This is a genomic window from Polyangium sp. y55x31 (assembly GCF_029946505.1).
Lineage (GTDB): Bacteria > Myxococcota_A > Polyangia > Polyangiales > Polyangiaceae > Polyangium.
On sequence record NZ_JARZHG010000002.1, the window covers coordinates 622,502 to 638,828 of the forward strand.

General features: G+C 70.1%; 15 protein-coding genes. 5 read left to right on the top strand and 10 right to left on the bottom strand.

Annotated features, from left to right (window positions below; translation table 11 throughout):
- The first annotated feature begins 126 nt into the window (after positions 1 to 126).
- The 3 genes from smpB (at position 127) to QHF84_RS05645 (ending at position 2,613) form a co-directional block, all read left to right on the top strand.
- Entirely contained in the window at positions 127 to 603 is a 477-nt protein-coding gene (gene smpB, locus QHF84_RS05635; RefSeq protein ID WP_281312135.1) for an SsrA-binding protein SmpB, read from the top strand.
- Between the two features lie 2 nt (positions 604 to 605).
- The gene (locus tag QHF84_RS05640) at positions 606 to 893 is read left to right on the top strand and encodes a hypothetical protein (protein WP_281312136.1); all 288 of its coding nucleotides are present in this window, start codon (positions 606 to 608) and stop codon (positions 891 to 893) included.
- A 196-nt stretch (positions 894 to 1,089) separates the two neighbouring features.
- The gene (locus tag QHF84_RS05645) at positions 1,090 to 2,613 is read left to right on the top strand and encodes a DUF362 domain-containing protein (RefSeq protein ID WP_281312137.1); all 1,524 of its coding nucleotides are present in this window, start codon (positions 1,090 to 1,092) and stop codon (positions 2,611 to 2,613) included.
- Here the strand turns inward: QHF84_RS05645 and QHF84_RS05650 are convergent.
- Genes QHF84_RS05650 through QHF84_RS05665 form a run of 4 tightly spaced genes read right to left on the bottom strand, consistent with a single transcriptional unit; the run spans position 2,591 to position 5,704 of the window.
- The gene (locus tag QHF84_RS05650; RefSeq protein ID WP_281312138.1) at positions 2,591 to 3,136 is read right to left on the bottom strand and encodes a hypothetical protein; all 546 of its coding nucleotides are present in this window, start codon (positions 3,134 to 3,136) and stop codon (positions 2,591 to 2,593) included. The two genes, QHF84_RS05645 and QHF84_RS05650, sit on opposite strands and share 23 nt — an antisense overlap.
- A complete protein-coding gene (locus QHF84_RS05655; protein WP_281312139.1) occupies positions 3,133 to 3,813 on the bottom strand; it encodes a hypothetical protein in 681 nt (226 codons plus the stop codon). The genes QHF84_RS05650 and QHF84_RS05655 overlap by 4 nt, the downstream gene beginning before the upstream one ends.
- A 50-nt stretch (positions 3,814 to 3,863) precedes the next feature.
- Complete coding sequence (locus QHF84_RS05660; protein WP_281312140.1) at positions 3,864 to 5,069, bottom strand: ABC transporter ATP-binding protein; 1,206 nt, start codon at positions 5,067 to 5,069, stop codon at positions 3,864 to 3,866.
- Entirely contained in the window at positions 5,066 to 5,704 is a 639-nt protein-coding gene (locus tag QHF84_RS05665) for a hypothetical protein (protein WP_281312141.1), read from the bottom strand. The genes QHF84_RS05660 and QHF84_RS05665 overlap by 4 nt, the downstream gene beginning before the upstream one ends.
- Positions 5,705 to 5,947: 243 nt before the next feature.
- Between QHF84_RS05665 and QHF84_RS05670 the strand changes: the two genes are divergently transcribed.
- The gene (locus tag QHF84_RS05670; protein WP_281312142.1) at positions 5,948 to 8,395 is read left to right on the top strand and encodes a hypothetical protein; all 2,448 of its coding nucleotides are present in this window, start codon (positions 5,948 to 5,950) and stop codon (positions 8,393 to 8,395) included.
- Between the two features lie 3 nt (positions 8,396 to 8,398).
- Here the strand turns inward: QHF84_RS05670 and QHF84_RS05675 are convergent, their stop codons facing one another.
- Together QHF84_RS05675 and QHF84_RS05680 are read right to left on the bottom strand one after the other, a co-directional pair.
- Positions 8,399 to 9,583 (bottom strand): formylglycine-generating enzyme family protein, encoded by a 1,185-nt coding sequence (locus QHF84_RS05675; protein ID WP_281312143.1) that lies wholly within the window; start codon positions 9,581 to 9,583, stop codon positions 8,399 to 8,401.
- Complete coding sequence (locus QHF84_RS05680) at positions 9,580 to 11,070, bottom strand: sigma-54 dependent transcriptional regulator (protein ID WP_281312144.1); 1,491 nt, start codon at positions 11,068 to 11,070, stop codon at positions 9,580 to 9,582. Before QHF84_RS05680 ends, QHF84_RS05675 begins: the two co-directional genes overlap by 4 nt.
- Before the next feature lie 208 nt (positions 11,071 to 11,278).
- Here QHF84_RS05680 and QHF84_RS05685 point away from each other — a divergent pair, with 208 nt between their 5' ends.
- Positions 11,279 to 12,226, top strand: a complete 948-nt coding sequence (locus QHF84_RS05685; RefSeq protein ID WP_281312145.1) for a tetratricopeptide repeat protein — start codon at positions 11,279 to 11,281, stop codon at positions 12,224 to 12,226.
- A 150-nt stretch (positions 12,227 to 12,376) separates the two neighbouring features.
- Here QHF84_RS05685 and QHF84_RS05690 read toward each other — a convergent pair whose 3' ends face one another.
- The 4 genes from QHF84_RS05690 to QHF84_RS05705 all read right to left on the bottom strand — a co-directional run bounded on the left by QHF84_RS05690 (position 12,377) and on the right by QHF84_RS05705 (position 16,321).
- Positions 12,377 to 13,027, bottom strand: a complete 651-nt coding sequence (locus QHF84_RS05690) for a CoA pyrophosphatase (protein ID WP_281312146.1) — start codon at positions 13,025 to 13,027, stop codon at positions 12,377 to 12,379.
- A 46-nt stretch (positions 13,028 to 13,073) separates the two neighbouring features.
- A complete protein-coding gene (locus QHF84_RS05695) occupies positions 13,074 to 14,159 on the bottom strand; it encodes an SPFH domain-containing protein (protein ID WP_281312147.1) in 1,086 nt (361 codons plus the stop codon).
- A 116-nt stretch (positions 14,160 to 14,275) separates the two neighbouring features.
- Positions 14,276 to 15,910: an adenylate/guanylate cyclase domain-containing protein gene (locus QHF84_RS05700; protein ID WP_281312148.1), complete on the bottom strand. Its 1,635-nt coding sequence runs from the start codon at positions 15,908 to 15,910 to the stop codon at positions 14,276 to 14,278.
- A gap of 9 nt (positions 15,911 to 15,919) precedes the next feature.
- Positions 15,920 to 16,321 (bottom strand): hypothetical protein, encoded by a 402-nt coding sequence (locus tag QHF84_RS05705; protein ID WP_281312149.1) that lies wholly within the window; start codon positions 16,319 to 16,321, stop codon positions 15,920 to 15,922.
- Positions 16,322 to 16,327 lie beyond the last annotated feature (6 nt).

The window sequence follows — 16,327 nt, forward strand, 5'->3', positions numbered from 1 at the left end:
AACGGATGCTCGTCGACCTATGGACGCAGGACGCACGGCGCGCTAGCCCTACGCGAGCGTCTGCCTGGAGAGCGGCTTTTCGGGCGGCGCATGGCCGTAGCGACAGCGATCAAAGGTGTCAACCACGTGAGCGGGAAAGAAGCGAGCGACGAGAAGCTCATCGTGCGAAACCGGAGGGCCGGCTTCGAGTACGAGCTCGGCGAGCGCTTCGAAGCAGGGCTCGTGCTCGTCGGAAGCGAGGTCAAGATGCTGCGCGACGGAAAGGCCGACCTCTCCGACGCGTGGTGCGCGATCACGAACGGCGAGGCGATCCTGCACGGCATGCTCATCCCCGAGATGCCGGGCGCCGCGTTCGGGCACGTCGCGAAGCGGTCGCGCAAGCTCCTCCTGCACGGCGCGGAGATCGATCAGATCCGCAAGGCCGTGGAGCGCGACGGCATGACGGTCGCGGCCACGCGGCTCTATTTCAAGAAGGGACGCGCGAAGGTCGAGCTCGCCCTGGCGAAGGGCAAGAAGCAGGCGGACAAACGCGAGACGGTCAAGCAACGCGAAGCCGAGCGGGAAGCCCGCGCCGCGATCGGCCGGGGCCGCCGGGCGGAGTGAACATGCCGCATCTGACGCTCGTGAAAGGTGGCTCGGCCGATCTCGTGGCCCTCGACGGCGATCGGGTGAGCCTTCGATCCACCGAGGCCTTCGCGCCGGGAGCGCCGCTCGCCGGGAACCTTCCGGCGAGCACGCTCGTGCGCGTGAAGGTGCACCGCTGCCGAAGGCAAGGCGACGCCTTCCTGGTCGAGGGCCGCCTCGTCGACGCGACGCGGCGCCTTCGCGAAGAGCTCTCCGCCCTGCTCGCTCCCCCCGCAGGCGGCGGCTCGGGCGACGCGGGTTCGTCGTAGACGTCGCCCCATCATCCCGGACCAACGCCGTCGCCCTGCGTGTCGGCTCGAGGTTTTTCGCGTCCACCCAGCGCATGTATCCCAGACACATGAACAGATGTAAAGCTGTTCATGGATTTCGCGGCATTTCCTGGGCCTCGGGTCACCTGGCTGACGGCATTGCCCGATCCGACGGGCCCCCCTAGGCTCAGGGGGCATGAAGATCGCGTCGCGCCCCCGGGTCATCATCCGCCGCTGCCCCACCTACGACGTCGAGCAGATCCGCCGGATCATTCGGGAGGGGCTCGAGGAGCTCGATCTCCGGCCGCACGGCCGCACGCTGGTCAAGCCGAACTGCGTGGCGTCGGGGCCTTATTTCCCGCACGCGTACACGCGACCCGAGTTCCTGGAGGGCGTGCTGCGCGCCTTGCAGGACCGCGACGACGGCCGCGTGAAGGAGCTCGCGCTCGGCGAGCGCTCGGGCATCACGCTCCCCACGCGCACGAACTTCGACGGCGCGGGTTACTACCCGATGCTCGAGCGCACCGGCGTGAAGCACTACCACTTCGAGGAGGAGCCGCAGGTCGAGATCCGGCTCACCCACAAGGAGCGGCTGCGCGACTACGTCTTCACGCCCGAGCCCGTCGCGAAGGCCGACTTCTTCGTCAACTGCCCCAAGTTCAAGAGCCACCCCTGGACCACCGTGACGTTCTCCATGAAGAACTACATCGGCATCCAGGACGATCGGCACCGCCTCATCGATCACGACCACCGGCTCGACGAGAAGATCGCGGACCTGCAGTACATCGTTCAGCCGCAGTTCATCGCGGTCGACGCGATCGTCGCAGGCGAGGGCCGGATGCTCACGCCCATCCCGCGCAAGCTCGGGCTCGTCATCATGGGCAACTCGCAGGCCGCGTTCGACGCGCTCTGCTGCCACATCATCGGCGTCGATCCGTACACCGTCGACCACCTCCGCCTCGCGTCCGAGCGTGGCTTCGGCTCGCTCGATCTCGACTCGATGGACATCAGCGGCGACGTGACGCTCGAAGAAGCGAAGGCGATGGCCAAGGGCTTCAAGGTCGGCCTCGTGCGCGTCGAGAAGTACTTCGAGGGCACGCACATCACCGCGTACGCCGGCGCGCCGCCGGAGCCCGAGCGCACGGACTACTGCTGGGGCGGCTGTCCGGGCGCGCTCGAGGAGGCGATCGAGATCCTGCGGCTCTACGACGAGCAGTGCGACGAGAAGATGCCGCGCATGCACATCGTCTTCGGGGCCTACGAAGGGAAGATCGACGCGGCGCCGGGCGAACGCGTGGTGTTCATCGGCGACTGCGCGAAGTGGTCAGGGCACCTGCACGGCAAGCTCGTGAGCATCGAGAGCCTCTACAGGGACCGCGCGGAGAAGGACCCGTACCACGCCAAACACGACGACATCTTCGCGAAGATGGTGAGCGTGATCCGGAAGATGGCGACCACGGATCCAAACGAGCCGATTCGCCTCGAAGGTTGCCCCGTCAGCGTGGCCGAGCAGGTGCTCACGCTCGTCGAGCTCGGCAAGACGAAGAACCCGTACCTCTCGCCCTCCGAGGCCGTGCGCTTCAGCAAGGGCTACCTCGGCTGGCAAGGCAAGGCGCTCATGAAGCGCATCTCCGGCAAGCCCTACCAGATCCACGGGCCCTGCGAGCGCGGGCACGCCGCGCCCGAGGTCTCTCCGCCTACGACGCCGGACGCAGAGTAACGTCGAAGAGCACCTCGACGTCGTCGCGGATCCGGAACGCGCCGAGCGGCCCCTTCACCTCGCGAAGGCCGAGCCGCTTCATCGACAGCGTGGTGCGTCCGGAGACACGCGTGCGGTCCGCTTCCTCCGTCACGCGCAGAGAGACGGGCTGCGAGAGCCGACCACGCGAGACCTCGACCGTCACCTCCGCGCGATCTCGTGACGTGCCCTTCGCGTGGACACGCACCTCCTTCGTCCCCGGGAACACTTCCTCGCGGATCTTCCGCTCGATGTCCGATCGATCCGAGGTCGAGAGCGCGGACGTGTCGACGCGCTCTCCATGCAGCGTCCCCACGACCTGCAGCGCGGCGACCGGCACGACGAGCTCCGCGGAAAACCCCTCGCCTTCGAGCGTCGCGCGACCCGAGAACGCCGAGGCCGCAATCTCCAGATCGTGCGCGAGGCGCGCCAGCATCCCGCTCGCGCGGGTGTGGACGAGGAGCTTGGAGGACAAACGATCGACGATCAGCGCGGATGCACTCACTCGCGACACCTCAGCGCGGCGAACACCGGAAGCAGCATCGCCATGAGCAGGAGAGCCACGGAGCTCTGCGGCTGCGAGAGCCCGAGCGGGCCCTCGCCGCCGAGCAGGTTGCGTCCGTGCGCGCGTGGCAGGAGGGCTGCGAAGAGGCCCGCGCCGCCGCCGAAGAGGAAGTCGAGGACGAGCGGCACGACGCGGCCTCGGCCACGTTCGAGGAACGTCGCGCCGAACGCGAACCAGCCGCCATACGCGGCGCCGACGAAGGCGCCGATCCAGCCGCTCGTGAAGGCATCCCGCGCGAACGGCGGCGCCGAGGCCGACTGCGCGGACATGACCGCGACGAGGGCGAGCAGCGCGCCGCTCACGGCCGAAGCGAGCACGAGCGAAAGGCCGATCCCGAGCGCGACGTCGCGACGCGCGGCGCCGTAACGCGCGACGGGCCAGGCGGCGTCACGCAACTTCGAGCGATCACATGCGCGCGCCGCGAGCGCGAAGCAGAAGAGCGGGACGACGAGGCGGAACGTCGAGGCGAGCGAACGATCGACCGCGGCCGCGGTGGTCACGCTGCGCTCGATGAGCCCGCCGGCGAGCGCGAGCGCGAGCGCGAGGCTCGCGGTGAGCGCGACGCCGCGCCCCGCGAGCCTGCGAGCGCCCATCGCGGCCCCGAGCGAGATGCCCACGAAGGCGCTCGCGCCGCGAGGCGACGTGGCCTCTGATCGATGCTGCGACGTCATTCTCCTCCCCGTGGCTCGCCGGGATCGTCCGGCTTCTCCGCGACGTCGTTCGTGACGGGCGGCGCCTCCGCGGCCGGCGCCTCGCTCGGCGCGGCCTGGATCACCTCCGGCGCGACAGGCGCGACGGCTCCCGGCACACGCGCGCTCCTCGCGGCCGGCAGCGCGACGGGCGGCCTCTGCGCGAGCCCCGCGGCGCGCCGGAACGTCAAGAGCGCCTCGGCTGCCGCGCGCACCTGCACGATGCCGGGCGACGCCGGCGCGACGGCCTCGATCACGACGCCTGCTTCCACCGCGGCGTCCGTGAGCGCGAGCGCGCAGGTGTCGAGGTCCTCCCCGGACAAACGCAGCTCCGCGGCCTGCGCATACGGCCCCGCGGCTTCGCTCCACGCGACGGCCCGCACCTCCGGTCGATCGGCGAGCAAACGCGCGAGCACACGCACCGGCGATCGTTCGCTCGGATCGTCCGCGGGCCGCACCCACGCGACGAGCGCGGGCTCGCCGCCGGGCAGAGGCTCCGCGGCGTCGGCCTCACCGAGCACGATCCCCTTGTGCAGCACGAGGACCCGATCCCCGAGCGCGCGCGCATCCGCGGGCGAGGACGTCGTCACGACGACACACGCGCCGCCGAGCGCGAGCTCGCGGATCCGCTCACGCACGAGGCCGAGCAGGTTGAGCGCGACGTCGGAGAGCGGCTCGTGCAGCGCGACGAGCAGAGGCGACGGCGTGGTGAGCGCGAGCGCGAGCTCCACGGCGCGCGCCTCGGCGAACGAGAGCGATCGTGGCTCCCGGCGCGCGAGGTGACCGAGGCCAAAAGGATCGAGCACGTCGCCGGCGCGCGTCGTCGGCTCGCCGCGCGCCTTCCGCGAGAGCGCGACGCACGCCTCGACCGAACGCGCATCCGGGAGCGACGGCTCCGCGGCGAGCGCGCCCATCCGCGCCCGCAGCAAAGGCGAACGCGCGGGAGATTGTCCTTCGACGAGGACACGTCCGTGCAAAGGAGCGCGGGCCCCCGCGATCACCTCGGAGAGCGCGAGCGTGCCGTCCTCGGGCGCACCCAGGATGGCAAACACCCCTGCGCCGAGCGCGAGGTTCAGACCCGCGAGGCTCCCGCGGGAGGCACCACGCGGCGCCGCTCGATCCCGCGCATGCACGGCTTCGAGCACGAGCCGCGGCGGCATCATGGGCGAACGCGGCATCGTCATGCGCCCGCTCCGCCGCGGCCAGCGTCGACGAGGATCGAGAGCAGCGCGGAGAGCGCGCCCGGAATCGAGTACGAGCCGCGCCCCGCGAGCTCCGCGAGCATCCACGGCACGATCACGATCGCCGCGAGCAGGAGCCTCCCGCGACGCCCGCCCATACGGGCGGCGAACGTGGCGATCGTGCCGAGCGTGGCCCCGGCGATCGCGGAGAAAGCGAGCAGCCCGATCGCGAACACGATCCTGCGCATCACCATCGATCCGGAGCTCGACAGCGCGACCGTCACGAGCGCGAGCCCGACGAGCGGCAGCGCGATCGCCCTCGCGATCTGCACCATCGACGCGACCCACCGCACCACGTGCAGGCTCTGCGCGTGCACGCCGTGCGTCGCCGCGAGCGCCTCGATCCCGGCCTCGCGATCCTCCGCGGTCCGATCGCTCGCCGCGGCGAGCGTCGTCGGCGCCGCCGCCACCAGCGTGATCGACGCGGCCCCGAGGCCGACGAGCCCTTCGAGCGGCGCGCTCGTTCCTTCCGTCGCGCGGAGCACGATCGCGAGGATCGCGAACGACGCGCCGAGCAACACTCCACCCACGAGGCCGATGCGCGAGAGCACCGTGCGCCCGAGCCGGGTCCGCGACAACGCGACCGCGGCGAGCAAACGCCTCCTGCGGCGCCCACGCGGCGGCCCGGGAGTGCGGCGCAGAGCAGGCGCACCGGTGAGGCTCGGGGGAGTGGACGTCGTCACGATGGTTTCGAGGGTGAACGCGAAAGGCTTCGCATGCCCGCTGCCCTTTCGCGCGGGCGGCGGCAAGGATATCCTGTACGCAGTCCAGTGCTTGACCTGAAAATCCGCCGGGGGCGATGGGCTTCTGTTCTCGGGCTCTTGCTAGCGGGGGGTGCGCTCGGCGTCGCCTGCACGCCGGAGTCCGGCATCGAGCGGCCGACGGGCGCATCCAGCAGCGGGAGCGGCGGCGAAGGCGGCGCGGGCGGTGATGCCGGCGCCTCGTCGAGCTCGAGCTCGTCGAGCAGCTCGTCCTCGTCCAGCGGGAGCGGCGGCGCAGGCGGCGAAGGGGGGATCGGCGGCGCCGGTGGCACAGGCGCCGCCGGCGGTGCTGGCGGCGCAGGCGGCGCAGGCGGCGCAGGCGGCATGGGCGGCGGACCCATGAGCAACTGCCCACCCGACGCGGATTTCGACGGCATCTCCGACGACGTCGAGGGCAAGGCTCAGGGCGTCGACACGGACGGAGACGGCACGCCCGACTACCTCGACACGGACAGCGACAACGACTCGCTCCCCGACGCGCTCGAAGGTCAAACCGCCTCGGTCGGCTGCGCGTACCCGCAGAACTCCGACGGCACCGCGCCGCCCGACTTCCGCGACACGGACAGCGACGACAACGGCCTGCCCGACGCGCTCGAGATCTACCCCGACCAGACGCCCTACGATCCGCAGAAGCCCGCGCCGAACCCCGCGGACACCGACGGCGACGGCGTCCCCGACTACGCCGATCCGGACAACGACGACGACTCGCTGCCGGACACCGTCGAGCTCGTGATGGGCGTCGCCATCAACACGGACGGCGACGCGCTGCCCGATCTGTCCGACGCCGACAGCGACAACGACACGATCGGCGACGCCTTCGAAGGGCTCGCCGACCCCGACGGCGATGGCAAGCCCGCGTTCCGCGACAACGACAGCGACGCGGATGGGCTCTCCGACTACTGCGAGGCCGGGCCGCTGCACATGGTCGCGGATCCGCCGCCCGACGCAGACAGCGATGGCAAATACGACTTCCTCGATCTCGACGCCGACGCCGACGGCATCCTCGACAAGGACGAGGACATCAACCTCGACTGCCAGCTCGGCCCGCTCGAGACCGATCGCACGAAGGCCGACACGGACGGCGACGGCACCTCGGATCTGATCGAGCGCGAGCTCGGCTCGGATCCGCGGGATGCGTTCGTCACGCCCGGCACGCTCGGCAAGTTCTACTTCGTGTTGCCCTACCTCGGCGCGCCCTCGCCGGCCGAGAACATCGTTCCACTTCGTACGAACTTGAACCAGGGCGACGTCGCTTTCCTCGTCGACACGACGGCGACGATGGGCGGCGAGATCCAGAACCTCAAGAGCAACCTCGGCGCGATCGTCGCCAAGCTGAAGGCGTCGATCCCCGACCTCGCCGTCGGCTTCGCGGGCTTCGACGACTTCCCGACGGGCACGTACGGCACCGCGGGCGTCGATCAGCCGTTCTACGTCGCAGGCAGCACGGGACACGTGAGCACCGCGCTCGCGGACAACCTCGCGGCGGTCCTCTCGCTCAACGTGCACGACGGCGGCGACGGCCCGGAGTCACACATCGCGGCGATGTACCGCGCGCTCACCGACGCTTACCTCATCTGGCCCAGCGGTCAGCTCACGCCCGCGGGCGCGCCCAGCGGCCGCTACGGAACGCTGCACTTCCGCGACGGCGCACTCCCCATCCTCGTGCCGATCACCGACGCTCCGTTCCACAACGGCCGGCGCTCCATCGACGCGAGCAACCTCCACGATCCGTACGACTTCAACGGCCAGCCCCCCTTCCCCACGCCCACGGTCGACACGCTCATCAGCACGATGAAGCAGCGCGGCGCGCGGCTCATCGGCATCTCCTCCTCGAACGGCGTGCGCATGGGCGGCGATCCGTACGAGGATCTCGCGTACATCGCCGATCAGACGGGCTCGCTCGTCCCGCCCTCCGCGTTCGGCGGCATGCAGTGCGGCACCGGCCCGAACGGCGCGTTCATCGTCCCCGACGGGCCCGCGAACGTGGAGAACCCCGGCGGGACCTGCCGCCTCATCTTCGACATCAGCACCGACGGCAGCGGCCTCAACGACATCACCCTCGACAACGGCATCCGGGCCCTCCTCAAGTCGATCCGCTTCGACATCCGCGCCCTCGCCACCGCGAGCCTCGCCGATCCCATCGACTCGGTGGACACGTTCATCACGCAGATCTCGGTCAACGCGTCGGGCGGCGACGACGCAGCCGAGCCAGGCGTGCCGTGCTTCTCGCTGAACGCCGTCCAGCAGCTCAAGGACGTCTGGTCGGGCGCGAAGGGCCTCGTCAAGGCGCAGGACGGCGTGAACGAGACCGCCCTCGGGATCGTTCCTGGTCAAAAGATCTGCTTCAAGATCGTGCCCAAGCCGAACACGACGATCCCGCAGAACCAGACCGCGCAGCTCTTCAAGGCCACGCTGACGGTGAAGGCGCAAAACGGCATCTCGCCCTCGGAACTCCTGCTCGGCGTGCCCAAGGAAATCCTCTTCCTCGTCCCGCCCGCGCCGCAGTGACCCTCACCAGGTGGGCTCCTTCTTGCCCTTGCGCTTCTTCTTGCGCTCCTTGTTCCCGATCCCGATCTTCCCCCACTCGTACGACACGCGCCTGCGGAACGCGCCGTTGTCGTCGCCTCCATAGACGAAGAGCTCGCGCGGCGTCTCCGTCTCGCCCACCGTCGGCTGCCAGAGCTCCGTCGGCACGAAGGCCATCGAGACCGGCGCGTCGAAGCGCATGCGCGCCACCACGACCCCGCAGTGCGCGTGATCCGCGGCCTTCGCGCAGCCGCCGCCGAGCACGAGCTCCTCGTTGCCCAGCGGGTGCCACGTCCAGATCCGTTCGACCTCAAACTGATCGTCGGTCTTCCGCTTCTTCACCGCCTCGCGGATCTCCTCCGGCACGAGCGGCGTGAGGGCGCGCGCGAGCTCGACCTTCGTGTCCGCGGGGTGGAACGTGAGCGGCGCGCCTCGGCTCACGTTGAGCACCACCTCGAAGCTGTTGGGCTCACCCGCGCAGCAGCGGAAGCCCACGTCGGCGCGGCGCACGTCGGACCGCACGCCGCGGCCGTTCGCGCACCGGCCCACGAGCTCGCCCTGCGGCGCGTTCCCGCCGCGTGTCGTCCCGAGGTTCGTCTTGCTCGCGTCGCGGCGCCACTGGCTCGACGTCCACTGCCAGACGCCGCCGTGCAGATCGTGGATCCCGAACGCGCTCTTGCACCCCGCGTTCACGCCGTTCGGCACGAGGTTCCGCATCGAGCCCGTCATGCACGTCGTCGGCTTGTACGTGTCGCCGTACGGGTACGCCGCGTTCTGCGGCCCCTTGCACGCGCGCTCCCATTCGAGCTCCGTGCAGAGCCGCTTCTGCTGGGCCGCGCAAAGCTCGGCCGCCTCGGCCTGCGTGACGTTCGTCGTGGGGATCGCGCCGGGCTCGTTCGGGTACGGGAAGAGGTCGATGTAGAAGCCCGACATCACGACCTGCTCGCCCGCCATCTCCTCGTCGGGGACACGCGGCAGCTTGTCGGGCGGCGTGCCCGCGATGAGCGATCCGGGCGGGATCCAGGCCATCCCCGGCCGCGGCTCGGGCTCTCGATCCGCCGTCACCCACGGCGGCTCGGCCTCCTCGCCCGCGTCGGTCGGCTCGGGCGCGAGCCCCTTGTTCTGGCAGCCGAGCGCGAGCAGGGCGGCCGCGACGAGAGCCCTCTTCACGTCGGCTCGTGCTCGCGCTCCCGGAGCCCGAGCTCCTTCATCTTGAGCTGCAGGCCCTTGCGCGAAATCTTGAGCAGCCGCGCCGCGTGCGTGACGTTGCCCTGCGTCTGCTTGAGGGCGCGCACGATGAGATCACGTTCGAGCCGGCTCATCGCGGCCTTGACCTGCTCCTTCAGGCCGTCCGAGATCGACGCCGTCTCGCCTTGCTGCGGATCGGGCGACGACGGCGACGGCGCGCGCGCGCCCTCCGGAGACGAAGGCGCGCTCGCGGCCGCGGCGCCCACCTGCGCCACGTTCGACCGCACCTCCTCCGAGAGATCCTCGAGCCGGATGCGAGCGCCGTCCGCGAACAGCACCGCGCGCTCGATCACGTTCTCGAGCTCGCGGATGTTCCCCGGCCAGCCGTAAGACGAGAGGCGCTCGAGCGCGTCCGGCTCGACGCCCTCGATGTTCTTGCGCAGCCGCGCGTTGAACTTCGCGATGAAGTACGACACGAGCGGCGGGATGTCGGTCCTGCGCTCGCGCAGCGCGGGCAGCGCGATCGACACCACGTTGAGGCGGTAGAACAGATCCTCGCGGAACGAGCCCGCGCCGATCTCGCGCTTCAGGTCGCGGTTCGTCGCGGCCACGAGCCGCACGTCCACGCGGATCGTCTTGATGCCGCCCACGCGCTCGAACTCGCTCTCCTGGAGCACGCGGAGGAGCTTCACCTGCATCTCGTTCGGGATCTCGCCGATCTCGTCGAGAAAAAGCGTCCCGCCCGACGCGAGCTCGAAGCGGCCCGGCTTCGACGCGACCGCGCCCGTGAACGCGCCTCGCTCGTAGCCGAAGAGCTCCGACTCCATCAGGTCCTTCGGGATCGCGGCGCAGTTCACCTTGATGAAGGGCCTGTCGCGCCGACTCGAGTTCTCGTGCAGCGCCCGCGCCACGAGCTCCTTGCCCGTCCCGCTCTCGCCCGTGATGAGCACCGTCGTGGGCGTATCCGCGACACGCTCGATGATCGCGTAGAGGTCGTGGATCGGCTGGCTCTCGCCGATGATGCCGAAGCGCGCGGTACCCTCGCGCGGGGACGCGGAGACGGCGACGTCGCGCGACGCGTCGGCGCTCGCGAGGTCACGCGTGCGCAGCGCCTTGCGGACCACGAGGCGCACCTCGTGCTGGTCGAAGGGCTTCGTGATGTAGTCGAAGGCGCCGGTCTTCAGCGCCTCGACCGCGTTGTCCACCGTCCCGTGGGCCGTCAACATGACCACGGGGCGCGTCGGATCGTCGCGCATGGCGGCGCGGAGCAGATCCATCCCGTCCACCTTGGGCATCCGGAGGTCGGTGATCACGAGGTCGATGTGGTGCTCCTTGAGGAAGGCGAGGGCTTCCTCCCCGTCCTCGGCGGTGTGCACCTCGTAGCCGTCCCGACCGAGCTGCGCGCTGAGCACGCGGCGCAGGTTCGCCTCGTCGTCCACGACCAGGATCTGCTTCTTTTCAGGTAGCACGCGGCGAGGTTACCAGAGCCCGGGGGCGCGGGGGGATCGGCGGCAGGGCCCCCCGGATCGGGCCGGGCAGGGCTCGGCTGGGAGGCCTCCGGCGGGGGGTCCGAGGGGGGAAGAGGCGGGATCGGCGGCATCCTGCTCACCGTGTGCGCGCTTTTTTTCGCGGACGGCGGCGCATGCCATTATGCTCGGTACGAAGGACGAATACCGCATGTGGGGAACGCGCGCGCAGGGGGTATCTCTGGTCGGGCTCGTCGTCGGGGTGACCCTGGCGACGGGCATGGCCATGGCCGATGGCCCGCAGAATCCGTTCGCCGGTAAGTGCAACCGAACGGCAACGGAAGAGGACGTCGAAGGCGCCAAGGGCGCTCACAAGGCAGCAAGGCAATTTTACGAGCGTGGCGAGTACGCCCGCGCGATCCAGTACTGGCGGGATGTCTTCAACCTCGACTGCAACGCGGTCGGCACGCTGCTGAACATCGCCAACGCGTACGAAAAACTCGGCGATCGGCAGAACGCGATCTTCGCGCTGGAGGCCTACCTCGAGCGCGCGCCGGACGCCCCGGACGCGGCGAAGATCCAGACGCGCGTGAAGAACTTGAAGGACCTGCAGCAGAGCCAGACGCCCACGGCTTCCGCATCGGCGACGGCGTCTGCAGCTCCGACGAGCTCGGCCACGATGCGCCCCGAGCTCCCGCCGCCTCCCCCCGTAAAACCCTTCGGCGTCGCGCCGTGGATCACGGTCGGCGTCGGCGGCGCGGCGCTCATCGCAGGCGCGATCCTCTTGCCGGTCGGCCTCGGCAACGTGTCGGGCGTGCAAAAGGGCGCGTCCAACGTCGGCGACAAGACGGGGTGCTTCCGGATCCGGGACGGCATCACCCCGAACAGCCCGCTCCCAGCCGAGCAGGTCGCGACCTCGGGTAGCCAGTGGTTCTGTTACGACAAAGATTCGTACGACCAGGCCGTCCTCGGACAAACGCAGGTCCTCATCGGCAAGATCGCGCTCGGCGTCGGCGGCGCGGCGGTCGCGGGCGGGCTCGTGTGGGAGCTGCTCTTCAACAAGCCCGTGCCGCAGGACGAGCAGAAGTCGAGCCGCGTGCGCGTCACGCCGACCGTCGGCCCCGGCATGAGCGGCGTCCTCGTCCACGGTTCGTTCTGACGAACCGTTTGAGGTCAACCAGTTCGTGACGTCTCGCCGGGGTTTCACCCCGGGCCCGACCAGGGGCTGTTCGCCCCTGGACCCGAACCAGGGCGCAGCCCTGGACCAAGGGTGCATCGACCGCGATGCGGTCGATGCAAAGAGAGCTTCTCAAACGGGCTCTCGATCTCCCCAAGGCATCTCGCGCTCCAGGATCGGCGGCGGCAACGTCGCCCCGATCCCCATCGCGATCTGCTCGACGAGCTCGTGGAAGATCACCGCGCTCGCACCGTAGAGCACGCACGCGTCGAGCCGGAAGTGCGGCATCAGGATCTCCGCGCCGTTCCATGGCACGATCACGCCGCTTCTTGGCGCCTCCCCACGCAGATACGCGCCGAGCGGCAGCTCGAGCAGGCGCGCGATCTCCCCCGAACGCGCCTCCGGCACGAGCGCCTCGTCCACGGCCACGACGTACGGGTGGATCAAGTACCGGCCGTTGTACGTCGGCGTCGGCGTGAGCTCCCCGAGCCGCATGATCCCCGCCCCCGCGAGCCCCACCTCCTCGTCCATCTCGCGCAGCGCCGTCGCGTAGAGATCCACGTCGTCAGGCTCTCGCTTGCCGCCGGGAAACGCGACCTGGCTCGGGTGCTCGCGCAGCTCGGCCGATCGAAGGATCGCGATCACCACCGGATCGGGCGTGAAGCGGATCGGGATCGCGACGGCCGCGGGGCGCGCGTTCGTCTGCAGCATCGAGATCCAGGGGCTGTCCGTCGCCGGCAAACCAGCGAGGGAGCGGCGAACGTCGTCGGGGGAGATCCGCATGCTTCGAGGGGGGATACCTCAAAGGAGCAGAACCGTCCCGCGATGGTCAATCCTTCTTGGCCTCGCTCTTCACGACCCCCGGCAGCGACGCGCCACGCGCGCGGGCCACGTCCATCACCTGATCGAGGCCCGCCGAGAGGAACGAGAACAAGCTGCCGTCGGTCGTCGTCACGTTGACGCGATCGAACGAGGCGCGGAACGCGTTCGCGATCGAGGGCAACGTCTCGGTCAGCATGATCTCTTGCAAACGCGCCTCGCCGAGCTCCGGCACGCTGCGCTTCTTGGCCTCGATCTCGGCCTCGAGCTCGGCCGCCGCCCTGCGCGTCTCGAGCGCGAGCCGCGCCTCGGTTTGCTCGGCCTCGGCCCGCTCGCGAGCGCGCGCGAGCTCCTCCTCGTGCGCCCTCCGCGCGAGGGCTTGCTTGTGCTCGAGCGCCTCCATCTCGCGCTTGCGCTCGGCCGCGATGCGCGCCTCCTCCTCGGCCATGATCGCGCGCCGCGCGTCCTCGGCCGCACGCTTGCGCTCGAACGCGAGCCGGTTCTCCTCGACCGCGACCTCCTCCTTCGCGCGCAACGCCTCGAGCGCGAGCTTCTCGCGATACGGCGCCTGCAGCCGCGTGAAGACCTCCTGCGAGAGCACCTTGACGTCCTGGATCTCGATCGTGTCGATCACGACGCCCCAGCCCGCACTCGTGCCATCCTGCAAACTCCCCTCGCCTGCGAGCACCGGCGTGATCTCGTCCATCAGCGCAGCCGCGACGCGCTCCTTGCGGTGCGTGATGCACTCTTCGAGGCGCAAGCCCGCGACGATGCGCCGCGTGGCCCCGACGAACATCTCGCGCAAGATGTCGGTGAGCCCGTTGCGATCCCGATCGATCATCCGATACGCGAGCAGCGGCTCGACGATGCGGTAGACCGCGAGGCCCGTCACCTCCACGCCCGCCTTCTCCAGCGTCACCTGATCGGCGCGGAACTGGAGCTTTTGAATGGTGGTGGGGATCAGCGTGACGCTGTCCGACGGCCACTTGAAGACGCTCGCGCCTTGACCCGAGCGCTTCACCTTCCCGTCGCGGATCAAGATCAGAAACTCGTGCGGCTCTGCGGTGACTCGACCGAAGTTCGGGATCGTTCGCATGCCGCCCGATGGAGCAATCACCGCGCCAGCGCCGAGATCACGCGCTTTCGGCCACTTGCGGGGCGCCGCATCGCGCGGCGCGCTCCATTCCGGAGCGCGTCGATCCGTTTTGGATCTCAGGCCGGATCGACGACCGCGTACACCACGATCGGCTCGGCCTTGCCGCGCACGGCCACCTTCGGCATCGGCCGCGCCGTGACGATGTCCTTCACCCGCTCGTGGGCCGCCTCGCTGAGCAGGATGTCCGTCCCGAGCTCCTTCGTGAGCCCCTGGATTCGCGCTGCCACGTTCACGACGTCGCCGATCACCGTGTACTCCATCCGATCGGGGCTCCCCACGCTGCCGGCCACCATCTCGCCCGTGTGTACGCCGATCCCGATGCGCAGCGCCGTTCGACCCTCGGCCACCTCGCGCTCGTTGAAGCGGGCGAGCGTCGCGCGCACCCCGAGCGCCGCGCGAACCGCGCGTTCGGCGTGATCCGGCGCCGGCACGGGCGCGCCGAAGACCGCGAGCAGGCTGTCCCCGCCGAACTTGTTGATGAACCCGCCCTCGGCGCGGATCGGCGGGCTCACCGCGGCGAAGTAGCGGTTCAAGAGGCTCACGACCTCCACGGGCGACATCGCCTCCGAGAGGGACGTGAACCCTCGGATGTCGGCGAAGATCACGGTCGCGCGCACGAGGCTCCCGCCCATGGACACGCCGTGCTTCATCACCTCCTCGGCGAGCTCGGGCGACACGTACCGGCCGAACGCATCACGCAGCCGCTCGCGCTCCACGAGCCCGTGCGTCATCCGGTTGAACCCGCGATACGCCTCGGCGAATTCGTCCGTCGAGCCCACCACGAGCTCCGCCGAGACTTCGCCTCGCTCCACGCGCCGCATGGCCTCGACGAGCCCCTCGGCCGAGGCCGCGATGTCGCGCGAGAGCATCGTCGCGAGCAGCAGCGCCACGCTCGATCCGCCGATCACGAGCAGGAGCACCCACACTTCGAGCGGCCCCTCGATCGACGCGGCTTGCTGCATCCCGACCTGTTCGAGCAGGCGGTCGAGCTTGAGCATCACCGTGAACCCGAGCGCCGCGAGCGGAACGCACGCGACGAACGCGAACACGAAGAGGAGCTGCGCGCGCATCCTGAGCGGGAAGACGAGCGGCACCGCGTCGCGCGTGGCCTCGTCCACGTGCGCGCGGATGTGCGGGAGCACCGGCTTCAGGGCCGACTTCACGGCGAGGTACTCGTAGATCGCGTGGCCCGAGGCGAAGACCACGACCGTCGCGTAGACGAGGGCGAACTGCCACGGCGCAAGGCCGAGCCCGAGCCACGCGTTCGCGAGCGAGCAGGCCACCGTGAGGCCCACGGCCAGGATCGGCGCGTGCAGGAAGAGCACGCGCGCGGCCGTGTAGAGCGGCAGGTTCAAGGCGCGCGCGAGCGCCGGCACCGCGAGCGATTTCGCCGAAGGCGCAGGCATCGCCGCGAAGAACGCGCGGATCGGCGCGACGTGCCGCCCGATCACCAGGATGTCGGCGATCATCTGCGGCAGCGAGGCCAGCGGCGCGAGCAGGCCGAGGACGAGCTGCTTCTGGTAGGTGCTGAAGTCGAGGCCGAACAGGAAAAAGAGCGCGCCGGTGCCCGTCGCGGCGAGGGAGGCGGTGAGGTAGATCAGGATCAGGCGCCGATGCAGGAGCCGGCCGAGATCCTCCCAGGCGTGCGCCGGGTCCGTCGTCTCGGGCGTCGTCGCCGGAACCTCCGTCATCGCTTTTCCTTACTCCTCGGCGTGATCCTTCTGGCGCTCCGCCAGCACCGGCGCGGCGAGCGCGGAGAGGGACGTCGCGAGCGTCGTCGCCAGCGGCAAGAGGGCTCGTAAGGCTGGCCCCCCGTCGATGCGCACCACGCGGGGCCGTGGATCGGCGTCCGGGGTGGTCGGCTCGAGCGTCGCGAGCAGCCGCTCCCGCTCGAAGTCGAAGGAGAGCGAGCGGATGACGACGCCGGGCTCGAACGACGCGAGCGCCTCGAAGAGCGGCCCTGCTGCGGTGAGGGCCTGCGCGGCGCGCTCGCCGCGCAGATCGACCCCAGGGCCTGAGAACGGGCAGCCCTCGGCATCCGTCTTTGGCACCACGCGCACGTGGCGGTCCGCGACGCGCAGCTTGAACGAACGGATCTGCAAGGGGCC

Excerpts from the sequence above, each read along its gene's own strand:
- QHF84_RS05695 (WP_281312147.1), bottom strand. The coding sequence starts at position 14,159 with ATGCGAACGATCCCGAACTTCGGTCGAGTCACCGCAGAGCCGCACGAG.
- QHF84_RS05690 (WP_281312146.1), bottom strand. The coding sequence starts at position 13,027 with ATGCGGATCTCCCCCGACGACGTTCGCCGCTCCCTCGCTGGTTTGCCG.
- QHF84_RS05700 (WP_281312148.1), bottom strand. The coding sequence starts at position 15,910 with ATGACGGAGGTTCCGGCGACGACGCCCGAGACGACGGACCCGGCGCAC.
- QHF84_RS05645 (WP_281312137.1), top strand. The coding sequence starts at position 1,090 with ATGAAGATCGCGTCGCGCCCCCGGGTCATCATCCGCCGCTGCCCCACC.
- QHF84_RS05685 (WP_281312145.1), top strand. The coding sequence starts at position 11,279 with ATGTGGGGAACGCGCGCGCAGGGGGTATCTCTGGTCGGGCTCGTCGTC.
- QHF84_RS05640 (WP_281312136.1), top strand. The coding sequence starts at position 606 with ATGCCGCATCTGACGCTCGTGAAAGGTGGCTCGGCCGATCTCGTGGCC.
- QHF84_RS05660 (WP_281312140.1), bottom strand. The coding sequence starts at position 5,069 with ATGACGATGCCGCGTTCGCCCATGATGCCGCCGCGGCTCGTGCTCGAA.